Consider the following 15,569-nt stretch of genomic DNA (forward strand, 5'->3'; position numbering starts at 1 on the left):
TCACTCCCTGCCAACTTCCAGCCGCAAGCTTACTCCGTGGACGGGACACGGGTCGTGGACTGCCCGACAACTCCGTGCCCCGGGTCGCGCCTCAGCCCACGAAGCGCGTGGCAATCCAGAACAGCCCGGCGGCCAGGCCCATAGACACCGGCAGAGTGAGCAGCCAGGCCATCAGGATGTTGCGGATGGTGCCACCCTGCAGACCGCTCTTGTTGGCGACCATGGTACCGGCGACGCCCGAGGAAAGGACGTGGGTGGTGGACACCGGCAGGCTGAACAGGTTGGCCATGCCGATCGCGCAGGTCGCGGTGATCTGCGCAGACATGCCCTGGGCATAGGTCATGCCCTGCTTGCCGATCTTCTCGCCAACGGTGAGCACCACGCGCTTCCAGCCGACCATGGTGCCGATGCCGAGGGACAGGGCGACCGCTAAGATCACCCAGAAGGGCGCGTACTCGGTGGTGCCGGTGAGGTCCTTGCGCAGCTTGTCGAGGTCAGCACGCTCGCGGGACGGCAGTTCGCTCAGCTTGCCGACCTTCTTCGCGGTGTCGTCCAGGCACAGCAGATAGCGCCGCACTTCGATGCGCTTCTCGGGGTCCAGCATGTTGTAGTCGGTGATGCCCTTGAGGTCTTCAAGCAGGGCCTCGATGGTGACCTCGGTCTGCTTGGGATCGCAGCGGAACAGCGCCGGCATCTCCCCCTCGTGGGCCTTGCCGAGGGCCAGGTACTCGCTGAGGGTGGCGCTGTTGCGCTGGTAGAACTGGCTGAGATGCAGCGTGGCGTCTCGGGTCCGCTCGATCTGGTAGGTGGTGCTGTTCAGGTCCAGCACGAAGAGTCCGGGAACGATGCCGATCAGCACCAGCATGATCATGCCGATGCCCTTCTGGCCGTCGTTGGAACCGTGCACGAAGCTCACCGCCATGGCCGAGAGCACCAGCACCAGGCGGTTCCAGAACGGCGGGTGCTTCTTGCCCTTGATCTCCTTGCGGGTCTCCGGAGTGTTGTGCATCTTCGAGGTCGGCAGCCACCACTTCAGGCCCAGCAGCAGCAGCGCGGCGACCAGGAAGCCGGCCAGCGGCGAGACCACCAGGGAGATAGCGATGTCGATGGCCTTCTGCCAGTTGACCCCGTCGGCCAGCGGCACGTCGGTGATCAGCGCGTTACCCAGGCCGACGCCGAGGATCGAACCGATCAAGGTGTGCGAACTGGAGGCCGGAATGCCCAGGTACCAGGTGCCCAGGTTCCAGGCGATGGCCGCAGCCAGCAGCGAGAACACCATGGCCAGGCCATGCCCGGTGTTGACGTTGATCAGCAGTTCGACCGGCAGCAGATGGACGATGGCGTAGGCCACCCCGACACCGCCGAGCAGTACACCGAGGAAGTTGAAGATCCCGGACAGGATCACCGCCGTGTAGGCGGACATGGCCTTGGTGTAGATGACCGTGGCTACCGCGTTGGCAGTGTCATGGAAGCCGTTGATGAACTCGAAGAAGAGCACGAAAGCGAGCGCCAGAACGAGACTCGCCAGCACCCAGGCATCGAGCCCGAGGATGAGGTCGAACATGAGGTTGTCGCAGCAATCAAAAGGGTGCGCGATTATGCCAGATTCGGCGGGGGTTCATCTTCCCGAATTGTAGATGGATCGTCCCCCCCGCCGCGCCACCAAGCCCGGAAGGAGCCGGATTCCGGGCCTTTTCGGCAATAAATCGCAACATTTGCGCAGGCGGATCTTCCTGCCGACGGTGACGAAATGTCACGCCCCGGCGGGCGCTTGCGGTGCGGCGGAACGCGGCGACGCCTTCAGCCGCCAGGCCAGGAAACTCATCAGCAGAGCCAGCAGGGTCAGTACCAGGAAGGGCAGCCGGTAGCTGCCGGCCAGGTCGCGACCGAGGCCGGCGAGCACCGGGGTGAGGCTGCTCAGGCAGTAGCCGACGAACAGCATCATCGCCGTCCAGCGGCTCACCTCCAGGGGCGTGTCCGTCTCGAAGAGCGGCAGCGACATGGACAGCGCGAAGGACCCGGTCAGGCTGAGGCCGAGCAGCAGCGCCCAGAGCTCGGGGAGGAAACCCGGCGCGAAGGTGATCATTCCCAGACAGAGAGCCGAGGACAGACTGCAACCCATCAGCAGCAGGTAGCGGTTGCCGAAGCGCTGAGTCAGCCAGGGCAGCACGAAGGCGCTGACCAGACCGACCATCATGAACAGGCTGAACAAGGTGTTGCTGCGCAGCACGCTGAGCCCCGCCTCGTGGTAGCGCGCCACCAACCAGGTGGCCAGGGCGTAGAACAGCCCGGCCTGCAGGGCGAAGAAGCCGGTGACCAGCCAGGCCCGCGTCACCCGCCAGGGCAGCCCGCCGGTGGCGGCCTCGTGGGCGCTCTCGCGGACGTTGGGCACGCGCAGCCAGAGCAGCGCGGCAAGCAGCGCCGGCAGTGTCCAAAAGGCCAGGCCGAAGGCCCAGTCGCCCCCCAGCAACTGGGTGACCGGCAGAGTGAGCACCGCTCCCACGGTGCCGCCGATGGTCATCCCCAGGGAGTACCAGCCGATGATCTGGCCGACCTGGCCGACGAAGTGGCGCTTGATGAACCCGGAAAGCAGCGGCCCGGCCACTGCGATGCCCATGCCGACCAGCGCCGCGCTGCCGATCAGCAGACCGCTGGAATGGCCGAAGGCGCGCAGCATCAGGGCCAGGGCGATCAGCAGCAGACAGCCGAGCACCGTGCGCTCCAGACCGAAGCGCACCGCCAGGCGCGGCGCCAGGGGCGCCAGCAGCCCCATGCAGAGCACCGGTAGGGCGGTGGTCAGGCTGATCAGGCCGCGGCTCAGGGCCAGCTCCTCGGCGATCCGCTCGATCAGCGGGGCAAGGGAGGTAATGCCGGGACGCAGGTTGACGGCCGCCAGCAGCAGAGCGGCCAGCAAGGCAAGGCGGGGCAAGGCTTTCACAGCGACTCCTGAGGTCAGTTGCCAGCGCGGTACGGTCGGAGCCGGCCCACCCTACCCCGCCGGCGTCGCGCCGGGCAACCCCTCACGCCGCCTATCGCCCGCTCTTGGCGCGCATCTTCTCGGCCATGCGCGCCATCTCCGCGTAGATCGCCTGGGGGTTCTGGCGCTTGAGCTGCCAGGCCGCGCGGCCCAGCTCGTGGGGCAGGATGAGGAATTCGCCTCTGGCCACTGCCTGGTAGATGTATTCGGCGATGTCCGCTGCGCTGATCGGCGAGCCGGCCAGCAGCTTGCCGATCTGCTCCTTCATCTCCGGGTTGGGGCCGCGGTAGGAGTCCAGCAGGTTGGTCTGAAAGAACGACGGGCAGACCACGTGCACGGCAATCCCGCGCTGCCCGAGCTCGACCAGCAGGCTTTCCGAGAGGGCCAACACGCCGGCCTTGGCGACGTTGTAGTTGCTCATCGCCGGGCCCTGCATCAGTGCCGCCATGGAGGCGATGTTGATGATCCGCCCCTTGCTGCGTTCGAGCAGCGGCAGGAAGGCCTTGCAGCCCTTGACCACACCCATCAGGTTGATCGACAACTGCCAGTCCCAGTCCTCCAGGGAAAGGTCCTCGAAGAAGCCGCCGGAAGCCACCCCGGCGTTGTTGACGATGATGTCTATGCCGCCGAAACGCGCCTCGCAGCTTTCCGCCAGGGCCACCAGCTGGCTGTAGTCGCGCACGTCGCAACGCTGTGTGAAGCCGTCACCGCCCACCGCACGGACCAGCTCCAGGGTTTCCCGAAGGCCGGCCTCGTTGATGTCGGCTAGGGCCAGGCGGCTGCCCTCGCGGGCCCAGCGCAGGGCGATTTCGCGGCCGAGGCCGGAACCGGCCCCAGTGATCATGATGCGGTTCTGCATGGCACTGCCTTGTTGTCATTCGGGAAGATGGACGCAGTGTAGCCAAGCCCATGCGACGCACTGCCCACTATCAGCCGTCTGAATGACCGTGAAAAAACCGCTGGCCGCCCTCCCACGACCCTCACCGTGCCGCAGGCCGGCGCGACATGCAGCCGGCGGATGCCGCCGGGCAGCGCCCCGCGCTTCATTCCCGGCGGCACGCCCGGGCGCTTGGTGCTGTACTTAAGGAAACGGCATCTCCCCGCCCGGCGCGACCGAGCCTGCCCCAGGCAGTCCCGGCAGACGGGCCCCGCCCGAATCACCCACCGGAGTTCCCGCCATGAGTCTAGGCACCATCGTCCTCGTCATCCTGATCCTCCTGCTGATCGGGGTCCTGCCGATCTTCCCTCACGCCCGTGGCTGGGGCTTCGCCCCCTCGGGGCTGATCAGCACGGTGCTGATCGTGGTGCTGATCCTGGTCCTGCTCGGCAAGCTCTAGGCGCCGGCGGCGGGATCGAGGAAGGATTTCCCGACGCTTACAGGCTGATCGGCCTGCGGCCGGCCAGGGCATGGGCCAGGGTGCCACCGTCCACCAGCTCCAGCTCGCCACCCAGCGGCATGCCGTGGGCGATGCGCGAGGTGACCAGGCCCTTGTTGGCCAGCAACTGGGCGATGTAGTGGGCGGTGGCCTCGCCCTCGACGGTAGGATTGGTGGCGAGGATCACCTCGCTGAAGCGGCCCTCGTCGATGCGCTTGAGCAACTCCGGCACGCCGATGGACTCCGGGCCCAAGCCGTCCAGCGGCGAGAGGTGGCCCTTGAGCACGAAGTAGCGGCCGCGGTAGCCGGTCTGCTCCACCGCGTAGACGTCCATCGGCCCCTCCACCACGCAGAGCAGGCTGTCGTCGCGGCGCTCGTCGCGGCACAGCGCGCAGACCTCCTCCTCGCTCAGGGTCCGGCAGCGCTGACAGTAGCCGACTCCCTCCATGGCCTGGGTCAGCGCCTGGGCCAGACGCAGCGCCCCGCTGCGGTCGCGCTCGAGCAGGTGCAACGCGGTGCGTTGGGCGGTCTTCTGCCCTACGCCGGGCAGGATGCGCAGGGCGTCGATCAGTTGGCGGATCAGCGGACTGAAGCTCATCGGGGACTTCTCGCAGGGCAGCGGCTAGCAGCGATGGGGGCAGGTCAGGCCCGCCCCTGCGGCGGTTTTCGCGAAGCGGGCGGGACCTCAGAACGGCAGCTTGAAGCCGGGCGGCAGCTGCAGGCCGGCGGTCATGCTGGCCATCTTCTCCTGGTTGTTCTGCTCGATCTTGCGCACGGCGTCGTTGACCGCGGCGGCGATCAGGTCCTCGAGGATCTCCTTGTCCTCCTGCATCAGGCTGTCATCCAGGCTGACGCGCTTGACGTCGTGGCGGCCGTTCATCACCACGCTCACCAGACCGGCGCCGGACTGGCCGGTGACCTCGGCATTGGCCAGCTCTTCCTGCATCTTCTGCATCTTTTCCTGCATTTGCTGGGCCTGTTTCATCAGACCAGCCATGCCACCTTTGATCATGGGATTCACCTCGGATTGTCAGGGAGTGACGGGAGTGTCGACGGGTTCGATGCTGCCCTCGCGGATCACCGCGGAGAACTGCTGGATCATCTGCTGCACCAGGGGGTCGTTATGGATCGACGCCTCGGCGCACTTCTGGCGTTCGGCCCGCTTGCGCGCGGCGGCCTGGGCCGGGGTTTCCTGCTCGGGGCGGCGCAGCTCGATCTCCAGCTTCAGCGGACGTCCGTGGTACTGGTTGAGAGCCTCGTTGAGCCGCCGCTGCTGGGTGGCGTTGAACAGCGCGCCCTGGGCCGGGTCCAGGTGCATCTTCCAGGTATCGCCGTCCACCGCCACCAGGGTGCAGTTGGCGGCGATGCTGGCGGTCAGGCCGCTGATGCCCAGGCGCGGGAACAAGTCCAGCCACTCCGCGGCCAGGCCGGTGGCCGGCGGCACGTCGGGCAGCGGCTCGGGCTCGGCCGGAGCCTGCTCGGCGGCGGCGAAGTCGTAGTCGTAGGCCTCGGGGTCGACCTCGTAGTAATCGTAATCGCCGGGCGGCGGCTCATCGTCGTCCTCGTCGGCGGCCGGGACAGCGGCAGCGCTGGCGGACGCCGCAGGCTCGACGGCCGGTTCGACAGGCGCCGCGGCCACGGGCGGCGGCGCGGAGACCGGCGCCGACTCGACGGGAGCGGCCGGCATCTCGGGCGGCGGCGTGGTCTCGGCGAGCGGGGCCCTGGGCTCTTCCCAGGGCAGGTCCACCGTCGCTTCAACAGCTGCCGGAGCTTCCACTGACGGTGCTTCAACGGCCGCTGGCGACTCGACTGGTTCAGCCACGGGCACCCCGACTGGCGGCTGCGCCGACGACTCGGCGAGCGACGCAACGGCGGCGGGCGGCGCGGGAGGGGTCACGGGGGCCGAAGGAGCGACATCGCCGGAAGCAGCAACGACCGGCGCCGCCAGAGCGGCGCCGGCCACTGGGGTTGCGTCGGAATCAGCCGTGGCCCTGCCGATTCCCGGATCCTTTAAAGGCGATCGCGGCGCGTTGCCAGCATCTCCGGGACGGAACGCCAGCATGCGCAGCAGGACCATCTCGAAACCGCTACGCGGATCCGGCGCCAGCGGCAGGTCGCGACGGCCGATCAGGCCCATCTGGTAGTAGAACTGCACGTCCTCGGCCGGCAGCGCCTGGGCCAGAGCCAGCACCTTGTCGCGGTCGCCCTGGCCGTTGTCCACCGCCTCGGGCAGCACCTGGGCCACCGCCACGCGGTGCAGCACGTTGAGCAGTTCGGCGAGCAGGCCGTTCCAGTCTGGGCCCTGCTCGGCCAGCTGACGCACCGCGTCCAGCAGGGCGCGGGCGTCGCCTTCGAGCAGCGCATGCAGCACGCCGTAGACCTGGCCATGGTCGAGGGTGCCGAGCATGGCGCGCACGTCGGCGGCCAGCACCTTGCCCTCGCCGAAGGCGATGGCCTGGTCGGTGAGGCTCATGGCGTCGCGCATCGAGCCATCAGCGGCGCGGCCGAGCAGCCACAGGGCGTCTTCCTCGAAGGGGATGTTCTCGGCGGTCAGCACATGGCTGAGGTGCTCCACCACCCGCTCCGGTGGCATGTTCTTCAGGGCGAACTGCAGGCAGCGGGAAAGAATGGTGACCGGCAGCTTCTGCGGGTCGGTGGTGGCGAGCAGGAACTTGACGTGCGGCGGCGGCTCTTCCAGCGTCTTCAGCAAGGCGTTGAACGAGTGCGTGGATAGCATGTGCACTTCGTCGATCAGGTAGACCTTGTAGCGGCCCCGGGTCGGCGCGTACTGCACGTTCTCCAGCAGTTCGCGGGTGTCCTCCACCTTGGTGCGACTCGCGGCGTCCACCTCAATCAGGTCGACGAAACGGCCCTCGTCGATTTCCCGGCACACCGAGCACTTCCCGCACGGGGTGGAGCTGATGCCGGTCTCGCAGTTCAGGCACTTGGCGATGATCCGCGCGATGGTGGTCTTGCCCACCCCGCGGGTGCCGGTGAACAGGTAGGCGTGGTGCAGGCGCTGGCTGTCGAGGGCGTTGATCAGGGCCTTGAGCACGTGGGTCTGCCCAACCATCTCGCGGAAGGTGCGCGGGCGCCATTTGCGGGCAAGAACCTGATAACTCATTGAAAAACCGTCGCGGATGGGAAGCTGAAGTGGGCTAATCCTAGGGGCTGACGAGGTTTTGGCGCAAGGTCAATCGGCCGCGACCGACCGGGCCGCCCAGGAGATGGGGCGCAGGAGGAAAGGGAAAAAGCGTGGCCCGAAAATGGAGGTGGCCCCACCAGCCACACCCCGGCACACGATGTCACCGCTACGGCTGCTCCCTTCCGGGCCTGACCGGGTTCACGGCTGATCGTTGCGGGGGGACCGATGGAGCCACCATGACGATACCCGTCGTAACGGGCCGCGTCATTGTACCGGCCTCGCCGCAACTTACAACCTCTTCAAGCACTTAGCTGCAGCGAATGGCCTTGGCCGTCAGCGCTCCTCGACCAGCCCAGGCGGCAGCGGCTGGGTGCTGACGCTCAGATCCGGAGCCAGGTAGAGGTCCAGGCTGGCGTAGCCGGGCCGGGTGCTGAAGCTGGTGTAGCGCTCATTGCCCTGGTTGAAGCGGAAGGCCACCCGGTAGTCGTCGCCGCGCCACAGCCGTAGAGGGAACTGGAGTACCTCGCCGGGCTGGATCTCGCCGGCGAGGCGCTCCTCGTCATTCTCCAGGAAGCTGTAGCGCACCACGGCGCTGCCCTGCTGCGCATAGTGCAGGACGATCTGCGGCCGCTCGCTCCACGCCAGGTAGGCGGCGAACAGCAACACCAGGGCCAGCACGCCGAGCAGGCGCTGCCGTCTCGTGCGCTCCATGGCTTCAGTTCAGGCCGTCGACCAGCGCCTTGGCCGGCACCAGGCGCACGCTCTTCTTCGCGGCGATCTGGATCGGCTGGCCGGTCTGCGGGTTGCGCCCGGTGCGCGCGGCACGCTCGACCACCTTCAGCTTGCCGATGCCCGGCAAGGTCAGTTCACCGTCGTTCTCCAGGCAGTCCTGGGCGATCTGCGCCAGCTGTTCGAACACGCCGCGCACCGCCGTCTGGGTCAGGTCGAGGGATTCGGCGATGTCGCGCACCAGTTGTTCCTTGCTCAAAGCCATATGGCCACTCCCCTTGCAGATAGGTTGAGGGAACGCCGGACAGCCCGACGCTCCAGGGTCATCAAACGCCCAGGCCGTGCTCGGCCAGCAGCGCCAGGAATTGCTCTTCGTCCAGTATCCGGATGCCCAGCTCGCCAGCCTTGGCCAGCTTCGAGCCGGCCCCCGGCCCGGCAACCACGCAGGCGGTCTTCGCCGAGACCGAGCCGGCCACCTTGGCGCCCAGGCCTTCCAGCCTGGCCTTGGCCTGGTCGCGGCTCATGGCCTCCAGGGTACCGGTCAGTACCCAGGTCTGCCCGGCCAGCGGCAGCCCCTCCACCACCCGCTTCTCGCAACTCCAGTGCATGCCGAAGTCCAGCAGCTGACGCTCGATGGCCCGGGCGCGGGCGACGTTGGCCGGCGCGGCGAAGAACTCGCGCAGCGACTGCCGGGCCTTCTCGTTGAGGCCCTTGAGCTGACTGAGTTCCAGCCAGTCCTGGCTGAGGGCGATTACCCCCTCCAGGCTGCCGGCCTTGTCGGCCAGCTTCTGCGCACCGGTGGCGGCGATGAAGGGGATCTCCAGGCGGGCGAGGAAGTCGCCAAGGCTGACGCTGGCGGCGAACTCGGCGTGTACCTCGCCCTCGTCCTGCAGGCGGATGTGCTCGAGCAGGCGGGCGATCACCGAGCGGTTGTGCCCATCGTCGAAGAAGTTACGGATCTCGTAGGCCACCTCGGCGCCGATGTCCGGCAGATAGGTGAGCACCTCCGGCAGCGCCTGCTGGATGCGCGCCAGGGAGCCCAGCGAGCGGGCCAGCACCTTGGCGGTCTCCTCGCCGACGTCGGGAATCCCCAGGGCGTAGATGAAGCGCGCCAGACTCGGCGTGCGGCTGGCCTCGATGGAGGCCAGCAGGTTGCGGGTGGACAGGTCGGCGAAGCCCTCGAGGGCCACCACCTGCTCGTAGCTCAGGCTGTAGAGGTCGGCCGGCGAGCTGACCAGGCCACTGTCCACCAGCTGTTCGACGATCTTGTCGCCGAGACCTTCGATGTCCATGGCGCGCCGCGAAACGAAGTGGATGATCGACTGCTTGAGCTGAGCGGCGCAGGACAGCCGGCCGACGCAACGGTACACCGCGCCCTCGCTGACGTTCGCGCGGCCGCTCTTGCTGCGCCGCACCAGCTGGGTGCGCTCCACTTGCGAGCCGCACACCGGGCAGTGCTCGGGAATCCGCACCGGTCGCGCGTCAGCGGGACGGCGCTCGAGGACCACCGCCATCACCTGGGGGATTACGTCGCCGGCGCGACGGACGATCACCGTATCACCGATCATCAGACCGAGACGGGCCACCTCGTCCATGTTGTGCAGGGTGGCGTTGGACACGGTGACGCCGGCCACCTGCACCGGCCGGAGGCGTGCCACCGGGGTCACCGCGCCGGTGCGGCCGACCTGGAATTCCACGTCCAGCAGCTCGGTGAGCTCCTCGCTGGCCGGGAACTTGTGGGCGATCGCCCAGCGCGGCTCGCGGGCGCGGAAGCCCAGCTCGCGCTGCCAGGCCAGGCTGTTGACCTTGAATACCACCCCGTCGATCTCGTAGGCCAGGGACTGGCGGCGCTCGCCGATGTTCCGGTAGTAGGCCAGGCATTCCTCGACCCCCCTGGCCAGCTTCAGCTCGCGGCTGATCGGCAGGCCCCAGCCCTTGAGGGCCTGGAGGATGTCGTAGTGGGTGCCGGGCAACTCGCCCTCCACCAGGCCGATGCCGTAGGCGCAGAACTCCAGCGGGCGGCTGGCGGTGACCCTGGGATCCAGCTGGCGCAGGCTTCCGGCCGCGGCGTTGCGCGGATTGGCGAAGGTCTTGCCGCCGCTTTCCAGCTGGCGGGCGTTCATCTGCTCGAAGCCGGCCTTGGACATGAACACCTCGCCGCGCACCTCGAGACGCGCCGGCCAGCCGCTGCCCTGCAGCTTCAGGGGGATGTTGCGCACGGTGCGCACGTTGGCGCTGATGTCTTCGCCCGTGCTGCCGTCGCCGCGGGTGGCGCCACGCACCAGCACGCCGTTCTCGTAAAGCAGGCTGACCGCCAGGCCGTCGAGCTTGGGCTCGCAGCTGTACTCCACCTCGGCACCGCCGCCGAACAGATCGCCGGCCGGCAGCTGGTCGGCCAGCCCCTCGCGGACCCGGCGATCGAACTCGCGCAGATCCTCCTCGGCGAAGGCGTTGCCGAGGCTGAGCATGGGCACCTCGTGACGCACCTCGCCGAAGGCGCTGAGCGCCGCGCCGCCGACCCGCTGGGTGGGCGACTCGGGGGTGATCAGTTCGGGGTGTTCGGCCTCCAGGGCCTTGAGCTCGTTGAACAGGCGGTCGTACTCGGCATCCGGAATGGTCGGTTCGTCGAGCACGTAGTAGCGATAGTTGTGGGCGTCGATCTCGCTGCGCAGGGCGGCGATGCGTTCAGCGGCCTGTCGGGCGGAGGTGGTCATCGGGTCGGGCCTCAAGCTTCAAGCGGCGAGCGGCAAGAAAAAACGAAGCCCCAGGCCAAGCGCGTGGCTTGCAGCTTGGGGCTCGCCAGGCTGACGGCAGGTCAGCGCTTCTGGTTGAGCAGGCGGTTGCGCTCGAACTCGACGATGCGCTGGCGGTAATGCTCGATGGTCTGCGCGGTCAGCACGCTGCGCTGGTCGTCCTTCAGCTCGCCGTTCAGCTCGTGGGCGAGCTTGCGGGCGGCGGCGACCATCACGTCGAAAGCCTGTTTCGGGTGGCGCGGCCCCGGTAGACCGAGGAAGAAGCTCACCGCGCGAGTCCGGAAATGGTCGATGTCGTCCAGGTCGAAAGTGCCCGGCTTGACGCCGTTGGCCATGGAGAACAGCACCTCGCCGTTGCCGGCCATGCTCTCGTGGCGGTGGAAGATGTCCATCTCGCCGAAGCGCAGGCCGCTCTCCAGGATGTTCTGCAGCAGCGCCGGGCCGCTGAAACCTTCCTCGCTGCGCGACACCACGTTGATGACCAGCACTTCCTCGACCGGCTGCAGCGACTTCTTGCCCTTCTCCTCGCCGTCGCCCTTGTCCTTCTTGCCCTTGCCGCGCTTCTTGCCGTCCTCCTCGTCCTCGACGGGAGTCAGCAGGGTCGGCGGATCGTCGTCCAGGCCCAGCTCCAGGTCGCCCTGGCGCGGTTCCACGTGGACGCCACGGCGGCGGTTCAGCTCGCGGGCGCTCATCGACGGCAGTTCTTCCTCGTCGAGCTCGGGCTCCTTAGGCCGCACGCGCGCCGGACCCAGCACGTCCGGATCGCCGTCGTCGTCCGGCAGGTTGGAGAAGCTGTGGTCCAGCTTGAACTTCAGCTTACCCTTGCCGCCCCGCATACGCCGCCAGCCATCGAAGAGAATGCCGGCGATGACGATGATGCCAATGACGATCAGCCACTCGCGCAGACCGATATCCATGTAATGCCTCAACCCCGAAAAAAAGATGAATGACCCAGGGCATCCCGCCCCTGATGAAAATGCGGTTAACTGTACGTTTCTACAGGTATTTAGCCGCCCATGAAAAAGTCTGGCCTAAGCTAGCACGACGAACGGTTAATTTGCACCGGGCGACTGCAATGTTATGGCCCAACGGCCCTGCTCAGGCGTCCACCATCGCCAGCGCTTCCTCCACGTCCACCGCCACCAGGCGCGAGCATCCGGGCTCGTGCATGGTCACCCCCATCAACTGGTCGGCCATCTCCATGGCGATCTTGTTGTGGGTGATGTAGATGAACTGCACCTTCTCCGACATCTCCTTGACCAGCCTGGCGTAGCGGCCGACGTTGGCGTCGTCCAGCGGCGCATCCACCTCGTCGAGCATGCAGAACGGCGCCGGATTCAGCTGGAAGATGGCGAACACCAGAGCCAGTGCGGTCAGCGCCTTCTCGCCGCCGGAGAGCAGGTGGATGGTGCTGTTCTTCTTGCCCGGCGGCCGGGCCATGATGGTCACACCGGTATCGAGTAGATCTTCGCCGGTAAGTTCCAGATAGGCATTGCCGCCGCCGAAAACCTTGGGGAACAGTGCCTGCAGGCCGGCGTTGATCTGGTCGAAGGTTTCCTTGAAGCGGTTGCGGGTTTCCCGGTCGATCTTGCGGATCACATTCTCCAGGGTTTCCAGCGCTTCCACCAGGTCGGCGTCCTGGGCGTCCAGGTAGCGCTTGCGCTCGCTCTGCTGCTGGTACTCGTCGATGGCCGCCAGGTTGATCGGCCCGAGGCGCTGGATGCGCGCAGCGAGCTGCTCCAGCTGGACCTCCCAGGCGTTCTCCGCGGCCTCCGGAGGCAGGCTGGCGAGCACTCCGTGAAGGTCGTAGCCGTCCTCCAGCAGCTGGTCCTGCTGGGCCTTGCGGCGCACCGTGAGGGCCTGCCACTCGAGACGCTGCTGCTCCAGCTGGCTGCGCAGCAGCTGAGCCTGCTGCTCGGCCTGGCCGCGACGCCTCTCCGCCTCGCGCAGCTCGCGGTCGGCGTCCTCGAGGGCCAGGCGCGCCTGGCGCAGCTCCTCCTCGACGCCCATGCGCTTCTCCAGCAACTCCTCGAGCTTCATGCGCAGCTCTTCCAGCGGCGCGGCGCCCTCCTCCAGATTGAGGCTGAGCTGCTCGCGGCGCTCGTTGAGGCGCTCGGCCTGCAGTTGCAGGCGCTCCAAGGCCTGGCGGGTGGAGTCGTGCTGGGCGCGCAGCGAGCCGATGCGCACCGCCAGTTGATGGGCCTGTTCCTTGTGCTGGCGGGCCTCGCCGCGGATCCGCTCGAGGCGCTCGCGCAGGCTGTCGCGCCGGGCCAGCAGGCGCTCGCGCTGCTCGGTGTCGCTGGCCATGCTGTCGAGGGCGGCTTCCAGGGTCAGGCGCGCCTCGCCGAGCTGCTCCAGTTCCAGGGCCCGCTGCTCCTCCAGCTCGCGCAGCTCCTCGTCGAGACGGCGGCGGCGCAGGGCCAGTTGCTCCACCTTGGCCTGCCCGGCGGACAGCTGGGCCTTCAGCTCGCCGAGCCGACGCGCCTCGTCCTGGGCCAGGCGGCGCTGTTGCTCGCGGGCTTCCTCCTGGCGGCGCTGCTCGTCGCGCAGCTGCAGCAGCCGTTCTTCCAGGTCGGCCAGCACCGCCTCGCGTTCGGCGCGCTCGGCGGCCAGCCGCTCCAGCTCCTGGCCACGGGCCAGCACGCCGCTTTCCGCCTCGCCGGCCCGCCGCACGCGCAGGAAGTTGCGCCCCACCCAGTAGCCGTCGCGGCTGATCAGGCTGTCGCCGTCTGCCAGTTGGGCACGCCGGGCCAGGGCCTCGTCGAGGCTGTCCACCGGACGCACCCGGGCCAGCCAGGGGGCCAGGTCGTGGCGCGATTCGACCTTGTCAAGCAGGCTGCCGGAGCTGCGGGTGTCGCCAGCACCGGCCTGCACCAGGCGCAGCTCGCCCTGGGCGAAGCCGGACAGGTCGAGGCCGGCGAAGTCGTCGAGCAGCACCGCCTGCAGGTCGGCGCCGAGCACCGTCTCCACCGCCAGCTCCCAGCCCGGTTCGACGCGCAGCCCTTCGGCGAGCCGCGGCCGGGCGTGGAGGCCCTGTTCGCGCAGCCATTCGGCGGCACCCTTGCCGGGGTTCAGGGCCGCCTGCTGCAGGGCCTCCAGGGAGGCGATGCGCCCGTTCAGGCGCTGCAGTTCGCCCTGGGCCTGCTGCTGGGCCTGGCTGGAGCGCTGCAGTTCGCCGCGCAGCTGCTCGAGGCGCTCGGCCTGCTCCTGCTCGGCGGCGTGCAGTTCCTCGAGGTGCAGCTCGCTGGCGGCGATCCGTTCGGCCAGTTCGAGGATCGCCGCATCTTCCGGGTCGGCGCTGAGCTGGGCCAGTTCGTCAGTGAGCCGGCGCTGGCGTTCGGCCAGGCGCTCCAGGCTGTGCTCCAGCTGCTGGATGCGGCTCTGCTGCACCTCTGCCTGACGACGGGGCTCGGCGGAGCTCTGGTTGAAGGCGTCCCACTGCTCCTGCCAGGCGTGCATGGCGGCCTCCGCCTCCTCCAGCTGGGCGGCGGACTCCTCGGCGGCCTCCTCGGCGCTGGCCCGCTCCGGCTCGAGCATGGCCAGCTCCTCGGCGAGGGTGGCCAGCAGGGTGCGGTCGTGGCCGACGTGGGATTCGGTCTCCTGGCGCGCCCGCTCTGCCTCGCGCAGGTCGTCCTGCAGCTGGCGCAGGCGCTGCTGGCCGTGCTGGATGCTCTGCTCGACTCGGGCGATGTCGCCGCCCACCGAGTAGAAACGTCCCTGCACCTGATTGAAGCGCTCGGCCAGGTCGTGGTGGCCGTCGCGCAGGCGCTCGATGCTGGCGTCGGCGTTGCGCTGCTCGGCGATCAGCGCCTCCAGGGCCACCTCCTGGTCGCCGATGACTTTCTCGCGCTGGCCGACCAGCTCGTTCAGCGCCCGCCAGCGCAGGGCGGTGAGCTGGGCCTTGAGCTGACGCTCCTCGGCCTTGTATTCCTGATACCTCTCCGCCGCCTGCGCCTGGCGGTGCAGGCGCTCCAGCTGGCGTTCCAGCTCCTCGCGCAGGTCGGTCAGGCGCGCCAGGTTCTCCTGGGTGCGGCGGATGCGGTTCTCGGTCTCGCGGCGGCGCTCCTTGTACTTGGAAATGCCGGCGGCTTCCTCGATGTAGTTGCGCAGGTCCTCTGGCTTGGCCTCGATCAGCTTGGTGATCATGCCCTGCTCGATGATCGAGTAGCTGCGCGGGCCCAGGCCGGTGCCGAGGAAGATGTCGGTGATGTCGCGGCGGCGGCACTTCACGCCGTTGAGGAAGTAGGCGTTCTGCCCGTCGCGGGTCACCCGGCGGCGGATGGAGATTTCCGCGAACCTGGCGTACTCGCCGCCGAGGCTGCCGTCGCTGTTGTCGAAAATCAGTTCGATGCTCGCCTGGGTTACCGGCTTGCGGGTGTTGGAGCCGTTGAAGATGACGTCGGTCATCGACTCGCCGCGAAGGTTCTTCGCGGAACTTTCGCCCATCACCCAGCGCACGGCGTCGATGATGTTGGACTTGCCGCAGCCGTTGGGGCCGACCACGGCGGCCATGTTGCTCGGGAAGCTGACGGTGGTGGGGTCGACGAAGGACTTGAAGCCCGCCAGCTTGATGCATTTGAGGCGCATGC

Annotated in this window: 12 protein-coding genes and 1 other RNA gene; 1 reads left to right on the top strand and 12 read right to left on the bottom strand. The window is 68.1% G+C overall.

The features are described 5' to 3' along the window. Positions 1-91 precede the first annotated feature (91 nt). The 3 genes from H165_RS0105340 to H165_RS0105350 form a co-directional block, all read right to left on the bottom strand. Complete coding sequence (locus tag H165_RS0105340; RefSeq protein ID WP_017937876.1) at positions 92-1,564, bottom strand: inorganic phosphate transporter; 1,473 nt, start codon at positions 1,562-1,564, stop codon at positions 92-94. A gap of 189 nt (positions 1,565-1,753) precedes the next feature. After that, positions 1,754-2,938, bottom strand: coding sequence for an MFS transporter (locus H165_RS0105345; protein ID WP_027897748.1), 1,185 nt, complete (start codon positions 2,936-2,938; stop codon positions 1,754-1,756). 91 nt (positions 2,939-3,029) lie between these two features. Next, positions 3,030-3,836 carry an SDR family oxidoreductase gene (locus H165_RS0105350; protein ID WP_017937878.1) on the bottom strand — a complete coding sequence of 269 codons (807 nt, stop codon included), beginning with the start codon at positions 3,834-3,836 and terminating at the stop codon, positions 3,030-3,032. Positions 3,837-4,155: 319 nt separating this feature from the next. Between H165_RS0105350 and H165_RS19090 the strand changes: the two genes are divergently transcribed. Beyond that, positions 4,156-4,314, top strand: coding sequence for a DUF3309 family protein (locus H165_RS19090; protein ID WP_017937879.1), 159 nt, complete (start codon positions 4,156-4,158; stop codon positions 4,312-4,314). Between the two features lie 37 nt (positions 4,315-4,351). On the opposite strand, the gene recR is transcribed toward H165_RS19090, so the two are convergent. From recR to smc, 9 genes are all read right to left on the bottom strand, one after another. Further along, positions 4,352-4,951 (bottom strand): recombination mediator RecR, encoded by a 600-nt coding sequence (gene recR, locus H165_RS0105360; RefSeq protein WP_017937880.1) that lies wholly within the window; start codon positions 4,949-4,951, stop codon positions 4,352-4,354. An 87-nt stretch (positions 4,952-5,038) separates the two neighbouring features. Continuing rightward, positions 5,039-5,365 (bottom strand): YbaB/EbfC family nucleoid-associated protein, encoded by a 327-nt coding sequence (locus H165_RS0105365; protein ID WP_017937881.1) that lies wholly within the window; start codon positions 5,363-5,365, stop codon positions 5,039-5,041. An 18-nt stretch (positions 5,366-5,383) separates the two neighbouring features. Then, complete coding sequence (dnaX, locus tag H165_RS0105370) at positions 5,384-7,477, bottom strand: DNA polymerase III subunit gamma/tau (RefSeq protein WP_017937882.1); 2,094 nt, start codon at positions 7,475-7,477, stop codon at positions 5,384-5,386. A gap of 152 nt (positions 7,478-7,629) precedes the next feature. Next, positions 7,630-7,726: signal recognition particle sRNA small type (gene ffs, locus H165_RS19095), an RNA gene on the bottom strand. Positions 7,727-7,831: 105 nt separating this feature from the next. Beyond that, positions 7,832-8,209 (bottom strand): hypothetical protein, encoded by a 378-nt coding sequence (locus tag H165_RS0105375; protein ID WP_017937883.1) that lies wholly within the window; start codon positions 8,207-8,209, stop codon positions 7,832-7,834. Between the two features lie 4 nt (positions 8,210-8,213). Further along, positions 8,214-8,492, bottom strand: a complete 279-nt coding sequence (locus tag H165_RS0105380) for an HU family DNA-binding protein (RefSeq protein WP_017937884.1) — start codon at positions 8,490-8,492, stop codon at positions 8,214-8,216. A 61-nt stretch (positions 8,493-8,553) separates the two neighbouring features. Then, the gene (gene ligA, locus H165_RS18395; protein WP_017937885.1) at positions 8,554-10,941 is read right to left on the bottom strand and encodes an NAD-dependent DNA ligase LigA; all 2,388 of its coding nucleotides are present in this window, start codon (positions 10,939-10,941) and stop codon (positions 8,554-8,556) included. Positions 10,942-11,042: 101 nt separating this feature from the next. Next, positions 11,043-11,897: a cell division protein ZipA gene (zipA, locus tag H165_RS0105395; protein WP_017937886.1), complete on the bottom strand. Its 855-nt coding sequence runs from the start codon at positions 11,895-11,897 to the stop codon at positions 11,043-11,045. A gap of 181 nt (positions 11,898-12,078) precedes the next feature. Beyond that, positions 12,079-15,567, bottom strand: coding sequence for a chromosome segregation protein SMC (gene smc / locus H165_RS0105400; protein WP_017937887.1), 3,489 nt, complete (start codon positions 15,565-15,567; stop codon positions 12,079-12,081). Positions 15,568-15,569: the final 2 nt, after the last annotated feature.

It is taken from the genome of Pseudomonas thermotolerans DSM 14292, from assembly GCF_000364625.1.
GTDB classification, from domain to species: Bacteria; Pseudomonadota; Gammaproteobacteria; order Pseudomonadales; family Pseudomonadaceae; genus Aquipseudomonas; species Aquipseudomonas thermotolerans.

Bases quoted from the DNA above. Each gene is read 5' to 3' on its own strand.
- H165_RS0105340 (WP_017937876.1), bottom strand. From the start codon at position 1,564: ATGTTCGACCTCATCCTCGGGCTCGATGCCTGGGTGCTGGCGAGTCTC.
- H165_RS0105350 (WP_017937878.1), bottom strand. From the start codon at position 3,836: ATGCAGAACCGCATCATGATCACTGGGGCCGGTTCCGGCCTCGGCCGC.
- H165_RS19090 (WP_017937879.1), top strand. From the start codon at position 4,156: ATGAGTCTAGGCACCATCGTCCTCGTCATCCTGATCCTCCTGCTGATC.
- recR (WP_017937880.1), bottom strand. From the start codon at position 4,951: ATGAGCTTCAGTCCGCTGATCCGCCAACTGATCGACGCCCTGCGCATC.
- H165_RS0105365 (WP_017937881.1), bottom strand. From the start codon at position 5,365: ATGATCAAAGGTGGCATGGCTGGTCTGATGAAACAGGCCCAGCAAATG.
- dnaX (WP_017937882.1), bottom strand. From the start codon at position 7,477: ATGAGTTATCAGGTTCTTGCCCGCAAATGGCGCCCGCGCACCTTCCGC.
- H165_RS0105375 (WP_017937883.1), bottom strand. From the start codon at position 8,209: ATGGAGCGCACGAGACGGCAGCGCCTGCTCGGCGTGCTGGCCCTGGTG.
- H165_RS0105380 (WP_017937884.1), bottom strand. From the start codon at position 8,492: ATGGCTTTGAGCAAGGAACAACTGGTGCGCGACATCGCCGAATCCCTC.
- ligA (WP_017937885.1), bottom strand. From the start codon at position 10,941: ATGACCACCTCCGCCCGACAGGCCGCTGAACGCATCGCCGCCCTGCGC.
- zipA (WP_017937886.1), bottom strand. From the start codon at position 11,897: ATGGATATCGGTCTGCGCGAGTGGCTGATCGTCATTGGCATCATCGTC.
- smc (WP_017937887.1), bottom strand. From the start codon at position 15,567: ATGCGCCTCAAATGCATCAAGCTGGCGGGCTTCAAGTCCTTCGTCGAC.